Source organism: Chachezhania sediminis (genome assembly GCF_009765275.1).
GTDB classification, from domain to species: domain Bacteria; phylum Pseudomonadota; class Alphaproteobacteria; order Rhodobacterales; family Rhodobacteraceae; genus Chachezhania; species Chachezhania sediminis.
Genome location: NZ_VOPH01000016.1, coordinates 22,227 through 39,462 on the forward strand (window position 1 = coordinate 22,227; position 17,236 = coordinate 39,462).

Annotated in this window: 14 protein-coding genes; 9 read left to right on the plus strand and 5 right to left on the minus strand. The window is 70.7% G+C overall.

Going from position 1 to position 17,236, the window contains the following annotated elements; all coding sequences use genetic code 11:
• The first annotated feature begins 227 nt into the window (after window positions 1-227).
• From FQK05_RS24200 to FQK05_RS24210, 3 genes are read left to right on the plus strand one after another with little or no spacing between them, the layout of a single operon-like run.
• Window positions 228-1,046, plus strand: a complete 819-nt coding sequence (locus FQK05_RS24200) for a glycosyltransferase (RefSeq protein WP_158971855.1) — start codon at window positions 228-230, stop codon at window positions 1,044-1,046.
• A complete protein-coding gene (locus tag FQK05_RS24205; RefSeq protein ID WP_158971857.1) occupies window positions 1,043-3,097 on the plus strand; it encodes a glycosyltransferase family 2 protein in 2,055 nt (684 codons plus the stop codon). Before FQK05_RS24200 ends, FQK05_RS24205 begins: the two co-directional genes overlap by 4 nt.
• Complete coding sequence (locus FQK05_RS24210; protein ID WP_158971859.1) at window positions 3,094-4,563, plus strand: hypothetical protein; 1,470 nt, start codon at window positions 3,094-3,096, stop codon at window positions 4,561-4,563. The genes FQK05_RS24205 and FQK05_RS24210 overlap by 4 nt, the downstream gene beginning before the upstream one ends.
• Window positions 4,564-4,684: 121 nt before the next feature.
• On the opposite strand, the gene FQK05_RS24215 is transcribed toward FQK05_RS24210, so the two are convergent.
• Window positions 4,685-5,755, minus strand: a complete 1,071-nt coding sequence (locus tag FQK05_RS24215) for a hypothetical protein (protein ID WP_158971861.1) — start codon at window positions 5,753-5,755, stop codon at window positions 4,685-4,687.
• Between the two features lie 803 nt (window positions 5,756-6,558).
• On the opposite strand from FQK05_RS24215, the gene FQK05_RS24220 reads away from it, so the two are divergent.
• The 4 genes from FQK05_RS24220 to FQK05_RS24235 all read left to right on the plus strand — a co-directional run bounded on the left by FQK05_RS24220 (window position 6,559) and on the right by FQK05_RS24235 (window position 11,286).
• Window positions 6,559-7,620 carry a hypothetical protein gene (locus tag FQK05_RS24220; protein ID WP_158971863.1) on the plus strand — a complete coding sequence of 354 codons (1,062 nt, stop codon included), beginning with the start codon at window positions 6,559-6,561 and terminating at the stop codon, window positions 7,618-7,620.
• 136 nt (window positions 7,621-7,756) lie between these two features.
• Window positions 7,757-8,719, plus strand: a complete 963-nt coding sequence (locus FQK05_RS24225) for a hypothetical protein (RefSeq protein ID WP_158971865.1) — start codon at window positions 7,757-7,759, stop codon at window positions 8,717-8,719.
• A gap of 56 nt (window positions 8,720-8,775) precedes the next feature.
• On the plus strand, window positions 8,776-10,305 hold the full coding sequence (locus tag FQK05_RS24230; protein ID WP_158971867.1) for an FkbM family methyltransferase: 1,530 nt from the start codon (window positions 8,776-8,778) through the stop codon (window positions 10,303-10,305).
• 96 nt (window positions 10,306-10,401) lie between these two features.
• Complete coding sequence (locus tag FQK05_RS24235) at window positions 10,402-11,286, plus strand: FkbM family methyltransferase (protein ID WP_158971869.1); 885 nt, start codon at window positions 10,402-10,404, stop codon at window positions 11,284-11,286.
• Between the two features lie 251 nt (window positions 11,287-11,537).
• Here FQK05_RS24235 and FQK05_RS24240 read toward each other — a convergent pair whose 3' ends face one another.
• From FQK05_RS24240 to FQK05_RS24255, 4 genes are all read right to left on the minus strand, one after another.
• Window positions 11,538-12,179, minus strand: coding sequence for an FkbM family methyltransferase (locus tag FQK05_RS24240; RefSeq protein WP_158971871.1), 642 nt, complete (start codon window positions 12,177-12,179; stop codon window positions 11,538-11,540).
• Window positions 12,180-12,183: 4 nt separating this feature from the next.
• Window positions 12,184-12,855 (minus strand): sulfotransferase family protein, encoded by a 672-nt coding sequence (locus tag FQK05_RS24245; protein ID WP_158971873.1) that lies wholly within the window; start codon window positions 12,853-12,855, stop codon window positions 12,184-12,186.
• A gap of 125 nt (window positions 12,856-12,980) precedes the next feature.
• On the minus strand, window positions 12,981-14,102 hold the full coding sequence (gene gmd, locus FQK05_RS24250; RefSeq protein WP_158971875.1) for a GDP-mannose 4,6-dehydratase: 1,122 nt from the start codon (window positions 14,100-14,102) through the stop codon (window positions 12,981-12,983).
• A 240-nt stretch (window positions 14,103-14,342) separates the two neighbouring features.
• Complete coding sequence (locus tag FQK05_RS24255; protein WP_158971877.1) at window positions 14,343-15,485, minus strand: polysaccharide biosynthesis/export family protein; 1,143 nt, start codon at window positions 15,483-15,485, stop codon at window positions 14,343-14,345.
• 142 nt (window positions 15,486-15,627) lie between these two features.
• On the opposite strand from FQK05_RS24255, the gene FQK05_RS24260 reads away from it, so the two are divergent.
• Entirely contained in the window at window positions 15,628-16,560 is a 933-nt protein-coding gene (locus FQK05_RS24260) for an NAD-dependent epimerase/dehydratase family protein (protein WP_158971879.1), read from the plus strand.
• Window positions 16,557-17,192, plus strand: coding sequence for a sugar transferase (locus FQK05_RS24265; protein WP_407644519.1), 636 nt, complete (start codon window positions 16,557-16,559; stop codon window positions 17,190-17,192). Before FQK05_RS24260 ends, FQK05_RS24265 begins: the two co-directional genes overlap by 4 nt.
• Window positions 17,193-17,236: the final 44 nt, after the last annotated feature.

A 17,236-nucleotide genomic window follows, 5' to 3' on the forward strand; every position in this document is an offset into this window, starting at 1 on the left:
GCGCCAAAGGCGCGTGGGGGGCAGAGCCCCCCTCGACCGTCACGCCAGGGACACCGCACAGGGCGGGGTTCACCCCGCCGTTTCCGGGGCGGCCTGCGCGGGGGCCGATCCTTGACTTTCGGGGGCTGGACCGGCATCCCCGGGACCTGTGCCAGTGGCGTCCGTTCCGTCGTCGTTTTCCCGTCCTTGCAAGAGAGTGCGAGCCCGATTTGACTTCCGGATCCCCGATGCCCGCACCCGAGGTCACGCCTGAGATTTCGCCTGCCATCTCGGTCGTCACGATCAATTACAACGACCTCGAAGGCCTCTATGCCACGCTGTCCAGCGCCGCGGCGCAGCTCTGGCCCGAGGGCGCGGCGGCGCCCGACTGGGAACTGGTGGTGGTCGATGGCGGATCCTCCGACGGGTCGGCCAAGGTGGTCGAGGATTTCGACCCCTGGATCGCGCGCTGGGTCTCGGCCCCGGATGGCGGGATCTACGACGCGATGAACCGCGGCGTTTCCATGGCCCGGGGGCGTTACGTCAACTTCATGAATGCGGGCGACTGTTTCTTCGACGGGTCCGTCCTGGCGCGCGCGGCCGCCCATATCGCCGCGCGGGAGGCCACGGGCACCGTGCCGGGGCTGTTTGCGGGCCGGGCCTATGCGCAGAACTCCGGCAAGCGCTACCAGTACAACGACGTGCTCTGGAAGGGGATGGTCTGTTCGCACCAGGCCACCTTCAGCCGCCGCGACCTGCACCAGCGGTTCCCGTTCTCGACGACGTTGAAGATCGCGTCGGACTACCGCTTCTATGTCCAGTGCGAGGATGCGGGCTTTCCGCTGGAGTTCACGGATATCGACGTGGCGCGCATCGACACCTCGGGCGTCAGCTTCCTGGGGCTGGAGGGGCGCACGCTGGAACGGTTGGGGATCTGCCGGGAATACTATCGCCGGCCCGAGGTCTGGGCGCATTTCGACCGGATCGCGCGCGAGGGCGGATTTGCCCTGCCCGACTGGGCCGCGACCGAGGCCGCCTTCCTGGCAGCACCGGAGCCGGTCGCATGAGCGGGCCCCGGATCCTGATCGCGGGCGTCGGTCGCTCCGGCACCTCGTTCCTGTTCGAGGAACTGTCGGCGGCGCTCCGCGCCCGGGATGCCGGCGCGCGGCTGTTCTATGAACCGTACCTCTGGGGGCCGGCCAAGGTGAACGCCACGGGGCGGGTTTCGGCCGAGCCCTTCGATACGCGGAACCTCTCGCCCTTCGGGATCGCCGTCCATTGCGGCAGTCCGCTGTTCCTCGATGGCCCGCACCCGGAACATGACCGGATGATCGACCATGTGCTGGGGGACCGGACGGGCGCCGCGCTGGCCAAGGTGATCCGGGGCAACGGGCGGCTGGGGGCCTGGCTGGCCGCGGATCCCGAGCTGAAGGTCGTGGGTGTGCTGCGCGATGCCTTCGGCACGGTGAATTCGGCCGCCAACCACTTTTCCTTCTTCGGAGAGGAATTCCACCCGACCGACCGCCCGCGCTTCGCCCGCGAGGTCGAGGCGCGGACCGGGGCCATGCCGCGGGTCGGCGTGCCGGAGCCCGCGGCCCGTGCCGCGGTGTGGAGCGCCGAGTACTGGAAGGCGATGACCGCGGCCCTGCTGGACGCGGCCCAGGCCCATCCCGGCCGGGTGCTTCTGATCGACTATGAAAGCCTGCGGGCCGATCCCGACGCGGCCTATGGCGCCATCGCGGCCCATACGGGTCTGAATGTCGGCGCCCACCGGCTGCAGGCCCGGGTGGGGATCGTGTCGGGCGCCAATTACCTGGCGGGTGTCGGCCCGGCGCACCTGGAACCCTTTGCCGACTGGTACCGCGACGCGATGCGGGCGCGGATCGGGCAGGGCGTGATCTGCCGCGACGACAGCGCCGCCTTCCGTCCCGTGGCCGAAGCCATGGAGGGCATGCGGGAAAAACCCGGCGTGGTGCCGCGCTATCCGCCGTTCCGCACCGTGCTGGGCTGGCGCTATGACGCCGAACGCCGGGACCTGGCCCAGGTGGCCCGGGCCGGGCTGGAGGATCGCGTGGCCGATCAGCGGTCCCGCGCCGCCTTCCGCCGGCTGGCGGCGCCCGCCCAAGGATCGCCCCTGCCCGAGGTCAGTGTGATCGTCCCGATGTGGAAGTCGGAAGGCTCGCTGGAGGCCACCGTCGCCTCGGTCTGGGACCAGGCCGGGGTGAAGGCGCGGGTCGTGCTGGTCGACGATGCCTCGCCCGATGGCTCCGCCGCGCTGGCCGAACGACTGCTGGCGCTGGGGCCGGGGACGCTGATCCGGAACACCCGGAACCTGGGTCCGGCGCTGGCGCGCCATCGCGGGATCATGGGGGTGGAGGCCGGGCTGGTCAGCACGCTGGATGCCGACGACGTGGCCTTTCCGCTGAAGCTGGCGGCGGAGGTCGAGGCGCTGGAGGGCGATGCAAGGGCGGTGGCCTATTCGGATGTGCTCTACCAGCGGGGCGGGGGGCTCAGCCTCTGGGATTTCGCGCATCTGGAGGGGATCGACCGGACCCAGCGGCTGGCGGCGATTGCCGGACGCACCGGGCCCCTGCCGCGCGACATGACCTTTGACCGCGCGCTTTATGCCCGGACCCGCGGCTTCGATGCGACGCTGCGCATGTACGAGGATTTCGCCTTCAAGATCGAACTGGCGGCCGTCGCGGGGGACTGGCGGAACTCGGGCGAGGTCGGCATGCGCTATGACCATGCCGAGACCGGGGCCTCGGCCGCCGGGCCGGGCCGGCACCTTTACGCGCTGCACGCGGCCTTCCTGAAGAACGCGGACCTGCTGGTGCTGGGGCTGGGCGGCAAGGTGCTCGATGCGCTGGAAGGGGCCTGCCGGTCCTTCGGCACGCCCGCGCATCTGGTGGACGGCCTTGCCTTCCTGCGCAGGCGCGCGCGCTTTGCCGGCCACCTGCTGGGCGACATGCGCCGGCTTCATGCCGAGGTCGCGGCGCGGATGTTCCACGAGGCGCCCGGATACGATGCGAAGCTGGCCGCGGCCTATGCCGCGCTGATCGCGGGGGCAGAGGCCACGGACCGGCCACTTGATCGGCCGCTGGAGGACGCATCATGAGCGGTTTCCTTCATGTCACGACCCTGATCCCGGTGGGGATCGAGGCGCAGCTGGACACGCTGGGAAGCTGGCACAAGGCCCATGGCCAGCCGATCCATGCCTTCAACCACAGCCGCGAATTCGCCGCCGTGAAGGACCATGTGCCGGACTGGATCGTGCCCCACGAATGCCGCTTTCCCCAGGGCTTCGGGCGGGATTACCTGCCCTTCACGGCGCTCCTGGACGGGGTCCGGGGGATGGACCCGGATCCGGAGACCCGGGTGCTGCTGGTCAATTCCGATATCGGGCTGAAGGATCCGGGTGCCCTGCCGGCGCTGGACGATGCGGCGCAGGATCTGGTCTTCGCCTCGCGCATCGATATCGAGGCCGACGGCACGCCAAGCGCGCGCTACGGGCAGGGCTATGACGTGTTCTCGATCCGCGCCGGGGCCATGGACATGCTGGACCTGCCGGGCTTCTCGCTGGGGATCCCGTGGTGGGATTACGTGCTGCCCCTGACCGCCGTTCTGGCGGGGCGGAAGGTCAAGCGGCTGGAGACCGAGGCCTTCACCCATGTGCTCCATCCGCAGCGCTGGTCGCTGGTGGCCTTCGACCACCTGGGCTGGGAAGTGATGCGGGCGCTGCCGGCGGATGCCTGGGACGCGATCGGCCGGAATGGGGCGAACGGGTCGGCCTCGGATGGTGCGTGGGAACCACGCACCCTACGGCCGGGGCATGACCTGGTGCTGGACTTTGCGCGCGCCGTGAACGGGTTTTTGAACGATCCCGTCCTGGCGGGGGGCGCGGCCCCTGAAGACTTGCGCGCCGCCTGCCTGGCGCGGCTGCGCGACATTCCGGTGCCGCCGGAACCGCTGCTTCTGGTGGAACCCGTGCAGGCTGGACCTGTCGCGGGGGGCGTGGCAGAGGAAGGGTCCGGGACGTCTGACGGGGGTGGATGGATGCAGGCACATGATGGCAGCGTGGCCTTCGCGGGGTTGATGGACCAGATCGCGGGGCTGGGCACGGGGGAACCTGTGGCGGTGACGGGCGGCCATGCCGACCTGGGGCCCGACCTGTGGCTGTCGACCGACCCGGCGGGCACGGCGGAACTGGCGGTCGAACCGCGGGACGAGGGGTTTGCGCTCAGCCTGGTGCGCGGCAACAGCGGCGGATGGGCCTGTCTTGGCATGCGGATCGCGCCCGAGGTGGTGGCCCGCGGGCGCTATGTCGGCGTGCTGCTGCGGCTGCGCAGCGACGCGCTGGTCAGCATCCGGCCGACCTTGCGCTATTTTCCCGAAGGCCAGCCCCTGGTCGATGTCGCGGCGGAGCCGGTGGTGCTGCCGGCAGGCACCCATACGGCGCTGGCCCATATCCCGGTCGATGCCGACCTTGCCCGCCGGTCGGGCCGGGCCGAGCTGAACCTCTATGTCCATACCGACACGATGCGGGCGGACGTGCTGGCGCTGGAGCCGTTGCTGCTGTCCTGAATGGTGCGTGCGGAGCACGCACCCTACGGCTGTCCCGGACGCCGGATCGGGGCCCAGACGGTTTGCCTCAACGGCAGCCCTCCCGTCACAAGGCGATTGAAATCGCCTTGGAAGGCCGTTTCTAACGGCCTTGGGTCCCGGTGGCGCCGTCCAGCACGGCCTCTAGCGTTTCAAGGACTGCATCGGCCAGCCGGTCGCGTTCCCTGACCCAGATCAGCGTGTCGCCGAAAAGGGCGGCCAGCCGCGCCTGCGCTTCGGCATAGGCGTCGAAGAAGGCCGCATCGAAGGACCAGTCGGCCAGACGTGCCGCGCCGTCTGCCGGGCTCATCCCCCAGAGGTTCGCCCAGGATCCTTCGGGCAGGCCCAGGTCGTGCACCCGGTGGCCCGGGTCCGCGACATAGACCGGCAGCGCCCCGCAGGCGAAGGCATCGAAGAGCTTCTCGGTCAGGTAATCCCGCTGGTGCGTGTTCTCGACCGCGCCCAGGATCCGGGCCCGGCCGTCCAGGCGTACCAGCTTGTCCAGGTGCCAGTCGCCAAGGCTGGGCCCGATCTCGAACCGCGTGGGCCCGCCCTGCCAGCTGGATCCCAGCCGGGCGATCTCTCCGAAGGTGTACGCCTCGGCCAGTTCGGTCCGCCAGGAACACAGCCCGTAAAGCCCCGCCTCGGGCCAGGCGATGGCGTGGAAGGGTTCGGGCCGGCGTTCGAACATGAAGGCCGCATCCAGCGGGGCCGCGGCGAAACGGGCCTGCCAGTCGGCCGGGGTGACCCCGGCATTCCGGGCGAACCGCGCGGCATAGGCATTGGCGAAGCGGTGATCGGTCAAGAGGTAATAGGGGATCCGGTCGAAGCGGAAGATGGCCGACGTCACATGGTTCAGCTGCGCCACCGGCAGGGCGCCGGCCCGCGCCTCGCGCACGAGGCGGGGCTCCAGCGGGCGGCGGCCCCAGATCGTGTCCCAGAAGGGTTCCTCGGACAGCAGCACCACGGGCCGTTGGCGCGCCCGCCAGTCCAGCACGGCGGTGTCCGGGGCGGCGTCGATATCCAGCACATGGGCGTAAAGGTGCAGGTCTGCGGCCTCGGGCGTGTCCACCCGCTCTACCCGCCCGGCGAAGAGCGGCGCCAGCGCCGGATAGGCCAGCGGGCTGCGGTGGGCATGAGGGCCGGTGGTGAAGAAGCGGATCGGGCGGGACACGGGATGGTTTCGACGGGTGAAAGGGATCGCATGGGACCCGGTGGGGCAGGCGCGGTCCGGACCTCATAGCAGCCCCGCCGGACGGGGGCAGTACCAATCCGCGGATGGGCAGGAGAGGGCCCGGAGCGGGATCCCATGGGACAGGGGGCAGAACAGGGGACCAACAGGGGACGGACAGGAAGGCCGGGGCGGGGAGGACCGGGGGGCCGCGTGCTGCCAGCGGGTTTCGGGAGGCTGAAAGGGATTCCATGGGATCCGCAGGCACCGGCCGGCCAAAGCGCGGGGAAGGCCACCGGGACCGGGCGGAGACCGGCCTTCGGACGGCGCCGCCCGGGGATCGCACGGGATCCCGTCCCCCGGGCCTCCGGGGAGGGTGTGGGACGGGATGGGACAGGGCCACACCGTCCCGGACCAAGGGGGCCCGTCCCATGGGCGCGTGGGGTCAGGGGAGGTTTAGGGTCATGCCGGAGAGAGGACCGGGATGCTGGGATCGGATGGGAGGACAGGGGATGTGTTCGGGACGAAGGACATGTGAGAGGCGGTGCGTGGGGACCACGCACCCTACCCGCCGTCGGAAGGTGAGGGCTGTGGTGGGAACCTTGGCGTAGGGTTCGTGGTCTCCACGCACCGCTCCCGGGATCGCGGTGCCCTTTGGCTCGTTCTTCGGCCTGCTTCCCATCCATCCCCACGCGCGCCTGTCCTGCCCCCGCCTGTCCCGGCCCCGCCCCACCTTGCCAATCTCCGAGCGGGACCTGTAAAACCGTTCTGCACGTAAAGATCGCACGACACGGGACAGGCGCTTCATGGCACAGAACGAGGCAGCGCCCCTGCCGGGAACAGCTCCGATCACAGATGCCGGCATGAATTCGGGCCTGTCGGCCGTGCCCGTGCTCTGCATGGGGATGACGGCCCGGGTGGCCGATCCCGCCATCGCCCGGCTGCAGGCCATGCTGGCCCCCGACATGACCCTGGTCCGGGGCCCGGATATCCGCCCCACGGAAGACGGCCGGACCCCGGAGGCCCCCGCAGGCAATGCCCGGACCGTGCTGGTCCTCTGCCCCGCCGCCCCCCGGGCGCTGGCCCGTTCGATGGCCGCAGGCATCCCCCCTTCGGAGGCCCTGGCCGACTGGAGCGAAGCGGCCGCCACGCTTCTGGCGCTCTGGCAGCGCCAGCGCGCGCGGATCCGGATCCTGGACCCCGACCAGGTGCTGGCCTGCCATGCCGGGGCGCTGCGTCAGGCGCTGGGGCTGGCCGGCCCGCCCCGGGCCCCGGTGCCCCCCGTTCATCCGGCCGAGGCGACGCTGCCCGACCCGGCCCTGGCCCTTCTGGCCCATCGTGCCCTGGCCGGCGACGCAGAGGCCCGCACCCGCGCCGGCACGCTGCAGGCGGCGACGCTGGAACTGCTGCCCGCCCCCGGTTTCGAGCCCGCGCCCCTGGACGATCCCGACCTGGCCTTCGCCCGCCTGGGCCAGCTGCGGGCCCTGCCCGCGGCGCTGGAGCTGGCAGAGGCCCGCGCCCGGGACCAGCAGGCCCTGCTGGAAGCGACCCAGGCGCGCCTGCAGGAACAGGCCGCCGCCGCCACCGCCCTGCGCGCGGACCTGGCGGCCTCGACGGCCCGCGTGGCCGGGCTCGATGCCCAGATGGCGGGCAAGGATGCCAGCCTCGCCGCCGCCGGCCGCGCCCTGGCCCTGCGCGAGGCCGAGATCCAGGCCCTGACCGACACCCTTGCCACGCGCGAGGCCGCGGCCGAACGTCTGGCCGCGGAACGCGATGCGGCCCGGGCCGAGCTGGACCGGGTGATGAACTCGCGCTCGGTCCGGATGATGGCGCCGTTCCGCCGCCTGCGCGGCGTGCTGCGCGGATGAAGGGGCGGATGAAGGCCCCGCTGAAGGGCTGGACGAAGGGCCGGGCCAGGCTGGCGACGAGATGGAAGGCTGGGCCTGAAACGGGGCCTGAAACGGGGCTGCGGACCGTACCGGACCGCGGCGGGAGGAGAACGCGATGAGCATCGAGGCACTGGCCGGCTGGCTGCAGTCCCTGTCCGGCAGCGGCGCCGAGACGGGGCCCCTCTGCCTGGTGGGGGCCGGCGCCACCGGCGCGGCCCCGCGCCTGCTGGAGGCTGCCCTTGGCGCCGGCTTCTCGCGCATCCTGCGGCTGGAACCCGACCCGGACGAACGCGGCGCGGCCCCGGCCCCGGGGATCGTGCTGGACCCGCGGGCGCTGGCGCCTGTGTCCGGCGCGGCCACGCTTCATGTCTGCAACATGACCGCACTGTCGGCCCTGGCCCCGGCCACCGGGCTGGAGCCGCTCTTTCCCGGCCTGAAGGAAACTGCCCGCGTGCCGGTCGAGACGGTCGGCTGGTCCGCGCTCCTGTCGGGCGAGACCGGCGCCCCGGTCCTTCTGGCCCCCAGCCCCGGCCTGGCCGCCAGTGCAGCCGCTGCCGTCCTGGCCGCGGATGACACGGCCCCGCTGCCTGTCCACATGCTGCTGATCCTGCCCGCGATCCAGGCCTGGCAGGGCCTGCCCTCGGCCGAGACGGTGATCCGCGACCTGGAACCGGCCGGCTACCGGGTGCAGGCGCGCGATGGCGGCGATCCGGATTTCCCGGCGCTGCATCTCTACCGCGATCCGATGGTGGCCGAACTGGCCCGCCAGGCCGCCGAGACCGAGGCCACGCGGCAGCAGCTGGCGGCGGAGGCGGCCGAAAAGATTGCCGCCGCCGAAGCCGCAAGGGACGAGGCCCGGACCGAGGCCGCCCGCAGTGCCGAGGCGGTGACCGCGGCCCTGGCCGAACGCGATGCCGCACGGACCGCAGCCCAGGGCGACCGCGAGGCCGCGGCGGCCGAGGCCAAGGCCCGCGCCCGGGCCGAGGCCAGGCTGGAGGCCTGCCGGGCCGAGATCTTCAAGGCGGAAGGCCAGATCGCCCTGATCCGCGACCTGCTGCTGCGCGGGTCCGACCTGTGACCGAAGGCAAGGGGGGGAGCGAAGAGTCGGGCGCCGCCGGTGAGGCCCCCGATCGCGTGGCGGAACGCGAAGCCCGTCGCCTTGCGCGCCAGGCGGAACGCCGCGCCCGCCGCCTCGCGGCCGAGGCCGCCGCGTTGACGGAAACCGGGGAAGAGGCCGAAGCCCTGTCCGAAAACGGGCCGGAGACTTCGGCTCCCGAGATGGCACCTGCGGAGGGGACGGCACCGGAGGGCGCTCCCGAAACGAAACCCGACACGCCACCTGGCGCCACCCCCGAAACCGGATCCCCGGTGGCCTCGCTGACCGACCCCGGAACCGGCATGACCGGTGCCGCCAGCCCCGCGGCGGCCCTTCTGGACCGCAGCCGCGCAGCCTGGGAAGTGGGCGACTGGGCCGCGCTGGCGCGGCTGACCGGCCAGCCGCTGGAACGGATGACCGACGACACGGGGCGCGAGGCCGGACGCGCTTCGGGCCGTGATTCAGCGCGGGCCCGGCTGGCGGCGCTGGCCGCCGTGGGCCTGGCCCAGCAGGGCGATCTGGACGAGGCCCGCCGCTATGCCACCCTGGCCCGCGACTGGGGCTGCCCGGCGGACCTCTTGGCGCGGATCCTGATGGGGGGCGCGCTGAACTCGCTGGGCCGTGCCGCCAGCCTGATGGGCGAAAAGGAGCAGGCGCTGGAGTATTTCGAGGCCTCGATCGCCACGGTCAATCCGCGTGCGGACGCGGCGCTTCTGGGCCGGACCCGCGCGGTGGCACAGCAGGCCGACCTGGGCCTTCTGACCGAAGCCGTGGGCATCATCGGCCCCGCTCTCCGCCAGGGCAGGGAGGCCGGCCGGATCGGCCCGGCCGAGGCCGAGGTGCTGGGCTTCCAGATCGAGCTTCTGAACAGCGCCCTGGGCCTGGCCCAGAAACGCGGCCAGATCGGACCCGGGGCAGGGGCGGGCGCCGGGACGGACGAGGACGACCTCCGCACCCGCTCGGTCTCGCAGCTGGGGCAGGACCTGTGGGTGCTGGAGCGCACGAACCAGATGCAGGGCGGCTTCTTCGTCGAATTCGGCGCCACCGACGGGATCCTTTTGTCGAACACGTTCCTGCTCGAGACGGGCTTCGGCTGGCGCGGCATCTGCGCCGAACCGAACCCGGCCTTCTTCCGCAAGCTCCGCGCCAACCGCTCCTGCACCGTGGCGCCCGACTGCATCCTGGACGAGACGGGCCGCACGGTGGACTTCGTGCTGGCGGACGAGTTCGGATCGATCGCCGAGCACGCGGATTCGGACGACTACGCCACACGCCGCGCCGCGGTGCGCGACCGGGGCGACGTGATCCGGCTCCAGACCGTGTCGCTGGACGATTTCCTGAAGAAATACGGCGCGCCGCACCGGATCGACTACATGTCGGTCGACACCGAAGGGTCGGAATACGAGATCCTGGCCGCCTTCCCCTTCGACCAGTGGGACGTGCGGCTTCTGACGGTGGAACACAACTTCTCGCCCTTGCGCGAGAAGATCCGCGTGCTGCTGGAAGGCCACGGCTACCGCCGGACCGAGGCGCAGTGGGACGACTGGTACGAGAAGATCGACGGCTGAGCCCCCGTCGCGGGGGCAGGGAGGGGCCGGTCGCCCCCTGCACCCCGGTGCAGGTTCGACCGTGACAGGCCCGCATCACGGAAGGGAGACGAGCACATGGACAGTGGACCCGCACCGGACGCCGGGCTCGACGGGCTCGACAAGGCGGCCCCCGGGGATTTCCGCGGCCGCTTCCGCGAGATCCTGTCGGATCCGCTGAACCTGCTGATCCGCCGTCATCCCCGCGCGGGTGCGGTCGAACCCGATGGAGACGGCGAATTGGTCACGCTCCACAACGGCCACCGCGTGCCGCTCAGCGGCAAGGGCGCCTATTACGGCCGCTTCAGCGACATCCTGGTGCTGAACCGCGGCGTGCACGAACCGCTGGAGGAATATGTCTTCCAGGAGGTGCTGCCCCACATGCCGCCCCGGCCGCTGATGCTGGAGCTGGGCGCCTACTGGGGACACTATTCGCTCTGGCTGAAGCAGCACCGCCCGGAAGGCCAGGTGCACCTGGTCGAACCCTCGCCCGTCCATCTCGAGGCCGGGCGGCAGAACTTTGCCCGCCACGGCCATGACGCGAGCTTCGTGCAGGAGGGCGTGGGCCGGGATGCCTTTGCCGTCGATGCCTGGCGCAAGATGGGCGGGCACGGCCGGATCGACCTGCTTCATGCCGATATCCAGGGCGCCGAAGTCGAGATGCTGGAAGGTGCGGCCGAAACCCTGGCCGCCCGGGCGGTGGGCCACCTGTTCGTGTCGACCCACTCGCAGGAGCTCCACGCAGAGGTCGAGGACCGGGTCCGCGCCGCCGGCTACCGGATCGAGGTCTCGGCCGATTTCGACCGGGTCACGACCAGTTTCGACGGCTTCCTGCTGGCGGTCGATCCCGACCTGCCGCCGGTCTGGCGGGGGCCGCCGCCGCTGGGCCGGGAAGAGATCGGCATGGCCGCGCCTGCCGAGCTGCTGGCGCGGCTTCTGGCACTGTCTCCCGGCCGGGACTGACGCAAGACCGGCAGACGGGGGGCTCTGCCCCCCACGCCCTGCGGGCGCCCCCCGAGATATTTGGAGACCAAAGAAGAACAGGGAGCGCGCCCTTGGCTTCTTCTTTTCACAAATACTCCCGCCGGAGGCGGTCGGACGCCAGGGTCGGGACTGTCCGTGGAAACCGGACTCCCGCAGGGCACAGGGAGGCGCAGCGGGGCGTAGGGGGGGGCGCAAAAGGCAGGGTGCGTGGTCCCCGCGCACCGCGCCCCTCAGTCCGGGGCGCCGGCGCGGAAGAACAGGTCGAAATGCAGGACCTCGGCCGTGTCGGGATGGCGCCAGGCGGGCCAGGCCTCGATCAGGCCGAAGCCCCGGTCCGCCATCAGCGAAATGGCCTCGGCCACCGTCATTTCGCCTGCGTAGACCTCGTGGACCGCGACCTCCATCCGCACGAGCAGGATCCGGTCCAGGACGCCGGCCGCCCCTTCGATCACCGCGCGCTCGAAGCCCTGGGTGTCGATCTTCAGGCAGACCGTATCGCCGGGCCGGATCAGCGCCGGGGCGACCGTGTCCAGGCGGGCGATGGAAATCTCCTCCTGCCTTGCCTGGCGGACCGGCGCGTGGATGGCGAGCAACCGGTCGGTCGCGGGCAGGATCGAGCTCGAGACGAAGTTTTCCGACACGCCGATCGTGGCCGTGCCGTCGCGGTCACCCACGCCGGTGTGGTGCACCGCCCAGTCCGGATCGTCGGCCGCCGCCTGAAGCCGGGCGAAGACCGCCGCGATCGGCTCGAAGGACGCGATGCGCCCGGCATAGCCTTCCTGCCTGAGCCGCTGGCCGGTCTGGCCGGCATTGGCGCCCACGTCGAGATAGAGCGTGACGCCGTGACGGACGAGATAGCGCTCTTCCTTCACCGGGTCACCCGTTCTCGAAGGTCCAGCCGAAGGCGGCGATGTCGGGGGCGAAGTCCTGGGCCACCCGGGCGCGGGACGCGTCGTCGTAATAGTCCTGATAGGGGATCTTGGCGTCGCCGCGTTCGGCCGTCTTGAAACGGGGCAGGATGCCCGGGTCCAGGTCCAGCTTGCCGCAGATCCGGGTGAAATCCTCTTCCAGCCGGTCATAGCGGATATAGTCGTCCGCCACCGGCTTGCCGTCGATGGAATAGATGTGGAAGTCGCGGCCCACCTCGTCCGTGCCCGGCAGCCAGGCGCGGAAGGAAGCGACCGTTTCCGCATGGGACAGGGTCTTGGCCTGGGGATGGCGGAAGTGGAACCAGGACACGACCTTGTCCCAGGGATTGCGGATATTGCAGAACTTCAGATAGCCGTTCCAGATCGCCGGATCGTCCAGCTGGCGGCGGATCCGCTGCGCCGGCATGTGGTTGAACCAGTGATCGACACCGGGGCGCGACGGGCCGCGCTTGCCGACGATGCCGGTCTCGGTCTCCATCGCGGCTTCCTTCAGCGCCTGGACCGTGTCCTCGGCCATGTCCGGGGGCAGGCAATAGCGCTGCAGCGCCATCTCGACCGAGGTGCCAGCCGTCTTGACGGTCTTGAAGTAGATGAACCTGTGGGTGTGGGACACGAGCATCTGCCACGGTCTCCTTCCGGTTTCGGGCCGGGGCGGGCCCTGGATCGCAGGCCGGGCCCGACCGGGGCCCGGGGGGCACGGCCGGACACAGGGTCATGATCCTGGCCCGGCCGGCAAGGGCGGGGTCAGGTCTCGATCGAGACCGGCATCTCCATGCCGTGCTGCTTCAGCAGCGCGTGGCGGCGGGCGGTCTTCAGGTCCTCGGCCACCATCTCGGCGCACATCTCCTGGACCGTGATCTCGGGCTCCCAGCCCAGGCGGGCCTTGGCGCGGGCCGGATCGCCCAGAAGCGTGTCGACCTCGGCCGGGCGAAAATAGCGCGGGTCGATCCGCACGATCACGTCGCCGACCTTCACCGCCGAGGCCATGTCGCCCTCGACCGCGGTAACGGTGGCAATCTCGTCCACGCCCTCGCCCGAGAATTCGAGCGTGATCCCCAGTTCCGCCGCGGACCAATGGATGAACTGGCGCACGGTGTACTGGACGCCAGTGGCGATGACGAAATCCTCGGCCACGTCCTGCTGCAGCATCATCCACTGCATGCGGACGTAATCCTTGGCATGGCCCCAGTCGCGCAGGCTGTCGATATTGCCCATGTAGAGGCAGGGCTCCAGCCCTTGCGCGATATTGGCCAGGCCGCGGGTGATCTTGCGGGTGACGAAGGTCTCGCCCCGGCGCGGGCTCTCGTGGTTGAAGAGGATCCCGTTGCAGGCATACATGCCATAGGCCTCGCGGTAGTTCACCGTGATCCAGTAAGCATAGAGCTTGGCCACGGCGTAGGGCGAGCGCGGGTAGAACGGCGTCGTCTCGGTCTGGGGGCTTTCCTGCACCAGGCCGTAAAGTTCCGAGGTCGAGGCCTGGTAGAAGCGCGTGGTCTTCTCCATCCCCAGGAAGCGGATGGCTTCCAGCAGGCGCAGCGTGCCCAGGCCGTCGACATCCGCGGTATATTCCGGCGCCTCGAAGCTGACGGCGACATGGGACTGGGCGCCGAGGTTGTAGACCTCGTCCGGGCGGACCTCGGACAGGATCCGGGTCAGGTTGGAACTGTCGCCCAGGTCGCCGTAATGCAGCCGGAAGCGGGCGTGGTCGGTGTGCGGATCCTCGTAGATGTGGTCGATCCGCTGCGTGTTGAAGAGCGAGGCGCGGCGCTTGATGCCGTGCACTTCATAGCCCTTCTCCAGAAGGAATTCGGCCAGGTAGGATCCGTCCTGCCCGGTTACCCCGGTGATCAGTGCCTTGCGGGTCATTCACGCTCCGTTTCTGCCGGCTGACGAACCGGTCTCTGTCGGTTGCCCGTTGTGCAGGTGCTCCCCCGGTCCGTCCAAGCCTTTTGGCCAAGCAGACAGGGCTCTGCAATAGCTCTTTCGGCGCGGAGCGGTCTCTGAACCGGCCGGATGCCGACCTGCGCGTGGGTGTGGCCTTCCTGCACCGTTCACGCAGGGGCTGCGGAGGGACGGCGGGAAAGCGGACGGGTGTGCCGGACGCGATCAGATCGCGCCGGCGCGGCTGAAGACGCCGAAGAAGTTGCCGACGAGGTTCGAGATCGTCAGCGCGTCGTTGATCGGGCTTTCGGTCGCGATCACCAGGTCCTGGGGCTGGATCGGGAAGTTCCGGGCCGAGAACAGCCCGTCGGTCGAGGTCAGGTCCACCGTGAAGACCACCCGCTGCTGGCGGGGGCCGCGTGCCCCGGGCGACAGGGCCGAGGCGCCGTATTCCCGCAGGATCAGGAGCCCCTTCGGATCCGCCCGGTTGTCGTTGAAGCCGCCCATGATCGCCACCGCGTCCATGGCCGAGACGTCGTCCTTGGTGAACGGGTGCACCGCTTCGGTCCCGGTCGCGCCGAAGGACAGGAAATAGCGGGTATCCGCCTCGACGAAGACCCGGTCGCCGGCGGACAGCCTTGCGTCGAGGCCCGGGTTGTCCATCAGCCTCTCGACCGAGGTGCCGTAGATATGGCCCGACCGCATCAGCCGGATCTGCGGATTGGTGATGCCCTGGGATATGCCGCCCCCCGCCGCGATCAGCGCCATCACGGAATAGTCGCGGTCGGGCATCGGGTAGGGCCCGGGCCGTGCCACGCCCGAAACCAGGTCGACCGAGTTCGAGCGGCCTTCGCTCATCTCCAGCTGGACCTGGGCCGAGGGCACGATCGCCTCGATCTTCGACTGCAGCTCGGACCGGGCCAGGTCGGGGCTGAGGCCCAGCACGTTCACGTCGCCGACGTAAGGAAGGAACACGGTGCCGTTGGGGGCGACGGTGGTCTGCTGCAGGGTGACCTCGCGCTGGCCGGGGGCGGTCAGCAGCGAATTGTCGCCCGAATCCCAGATCCTCAACGCCAGCTTGTCCCCCGGCCGGATCGCCTGGGTCATCGGCCCGCGGCTGGCGGGCAGCCAGCTGAGACGTTCCGCCCGCCCCGCGGGTGGCCAGTGGGTGACGGTGGGCAGGAAGGCGCGGGTCACCGGATAGACGGCGAAATCCGTGTTCGGGTCGCCCGACTGCGAGACGACCTCTTCGCGGACCGGCCCGCCCGAGGGCAGGCGGCCGCAGGCGGGCAGCAGCCCCAGAATCGCCACGGCCGCCCCGAGGGCAAGAGCGTGCAGCGGTGACGAGGCAAAAGGCAGGCGGGGCATGCGAGATCCGGAAGGTGGGCCCGGTGACCGCCAGCGCCGGGATCGGCACCGGAATCGGCGGGCAGAACGTTTCTTTTTGTCGACGGGCAAGATACTGGGCGGAGGGGGAGCGTCAACATCTTGGCCGGAGCGGAGGCTATTCATGCGCAATGTGGTGCTTGGTGCCAACGGTCGGATCGGACGCGTGCTGCAGGCCGCCTGGCCGGTCCTGGCCCCGGACCTGGCAGCGCGGACGGTCTGGACGGCCCGGAATTGGGGCGCGTCCGGGGGAGTTTCTCCGGACGGGGCGGTGCGTGGGGACCACGCACCCTACGGCGGCGGAAGCGTTCAGATCGACATGCTGGGCGACCCGGCGGGACTGGCGCGGGCGGTGTCCGGGGCGGGAACGATTCTGTGCCTTGCCGGTGTGGTGCCAGCAGCGGCCCGGTCCGAGGCCGAATACGATGCCACTGTCGCCCTGGGCCTGGCTGCGGTGCGGGCGGCGGCCGACAGCGGGGCGCGGCTGCTGCTGGCCTCCTCGGCCGCGGTCTATGGCAGTGGCGCGGGTCTTCGGGCCGAAACCGACACGCCAGCCCCGGTCAATCCCTATGGCCGGGCCAAGGCCGCGATGGAGACCGATGCGTTGGCCCTGGCGGCGGAACGGGGCGTGGATCTCTGCTGCCTCAGGATCGGCAATATCGCCGGGCTCGATGCCGCGCTGGGGGGCTGGGCGCCGGGCTGCGCGATGGACTGTTTCCCGGACGGGCGGACGCCGGCGCGGAGCTATGTCGGCCCGCTGACACTGGCGCGGGTGCTGGCGGACCTGACGGTGGCGCCGCAGCTGCTGCCGGAGGTGCTGAACGTCGCGGCCCCCGATCCGGTCGGCGCACCGGTCGAGATGGGGGCGCTGCTGGACGCGGCAGACTGCCCCTGGATGCCAAGGCCCGCGCCGGACACGGCGATCCCGGTGGTGGGCCTGGACCTGACCCTTCTGCTGGCCCCGGCGACCGGGGTCACGCCGGTCCCCGGCAGTGCTGGCGCCCGTGCCCTGGCCGCCGACTGGCGGGCCGCCCGCGCGATGGGGGCCGTGGCATGAGCCGGACGATCTCTCCCATGCCGCTCTGGAAACGCGCCTTCGACCTGATCCTGGCCAGTGCTTTCGCGGTGCTGCTCTTGCCGATCTTCGCGGGTCTCGTTCTGTGGCTCTGGCTGACCCAGGGGGGGCCGATCTTCTATGTCTCGGAACGGATGAAGACGCCGGACACGGGCTTCAAGCTCTACAAGTTCCGGACCATGAGCACGGGGACCGAAGATGGCGGCGTCTCGGGCGGGAACAAGGCCGGGCGGATCACGCCGGCAGGTCGCTGGCTGCGCGCTACGCGGCTGGACGAGATGCCTCAGCTGATCAACATCCTGAAGGGCGACCTGAGCTTCGTCGGCCCCCGGCCCCCCTTGCGCACCTATGTCGACCGCGCGCCCGAGCTTTATGCCGAGGTGCTGGCCTGCCGCCCCGGGGTCACCGGGCTGGCGACGATCGCCTATCACCGGCACGAGGCGATGCTCTTGGCGCGCTGCACCACGGCCGAGGAGACGGACGCGGTCTATGCCCGCGCCTGCGTGCCCCGAAAGGCGCGGCTGGACCTGATCTACCGCGCCCACCGCTCGCCCTGCTATGACATCGACCTGCTGTTGCAGACGCTGGGCGGGATGGTGCGGCGGAAGAGGTAGGGGCGGCAGGGTGAACCCCGCCCTAAAGGTCCCGGTTTCTGCTG

What these genes read in the sequence shown, in the direction of transcription:
- FQK05_RS24200 (WP_158971855.1), top strand. Translation starts at nt 228, where the DNA reads ATGCCCGCACCCGAGGTCACGCCTGAGATTTCGCCTGCCATCTCGGTC.
- FQK05_RS24205 (WP_158971857.1), top strand. Translation starts at nt 1,043, where the DNA reads ATGAGCGGGCCCCGGATCCTGATCGCGGGCGTCGGTCGCTCCGGCACC.
- FQK05_RS24210 (WP_158971859.1), top strand. Translation starts at nt 3,094, where the DNA reads ATGAGCGGTTTCCTTCATGTCACGACCCTGATCCCGGTGGGGATCGAG.
- FQK05_RS24220 (WP_158971863.1), top strand. Translation starts at nt 6,559, where the DNA reads ATGGCACAGAACGAGGCAGCGCCCCTGCCGGGAACAGCTCCGATCACA.
- FQK05_RS24225 (WP_158971865.1), top strand. Translation starts at nt 7,757, where the DNA reads ATGAGCATCGAGGCACTGGCCGGCTGGCTGCAGTCCCTGTCCGGCAGC.
- FQK05_RS24235 (WP_158971869.1), top strand. Translation starts at nt 10,402, where the DNA reads ATGGACAGTGGACCCGCACCGGACGCCGGGCTCGACGGGCTCGACAAG.
- FQK05_RS24245 (WP_158971873.1), bottom strand. Translation starts at nt 12,855, where the DNA reads ATGCTCGTGTCCCACACCCACAGGTTCATCTACTTCAAGACCGTCAAG.
- gmd (WP_158971875.1), bottom strand. Translation starts at nt 14,102, where the DNA reads ATGACCCGCAAGGCACTGATCACCGGGGTAACCGGGCAGGACGGATCC.
- FQK05_RS24255 (WP_158971877.1), bottom strand. Translation starts at nt 15,485, where the DNA reads ATGCCCCGCCTGCCTTTTGCCTCGTCACCGCTGCACGCTCTTGCCCTC.
- FQK05_RS24260 (WP_158971879.1), top strand. Translation starts at nt 15,628, where the DNA reads ATGCGCAATGTGGTGCTTGGTGCCAACGGTCGGATCGGACGCGTGCTG.
- FQK05_RS24265 (WP_407644519.1), top strand. Translation starts at nt 16,557, where the DNA reads ATGAGCCGGACGATCTCTCCCATGCCGCTCTGGAAACGCGCCTTCGAC.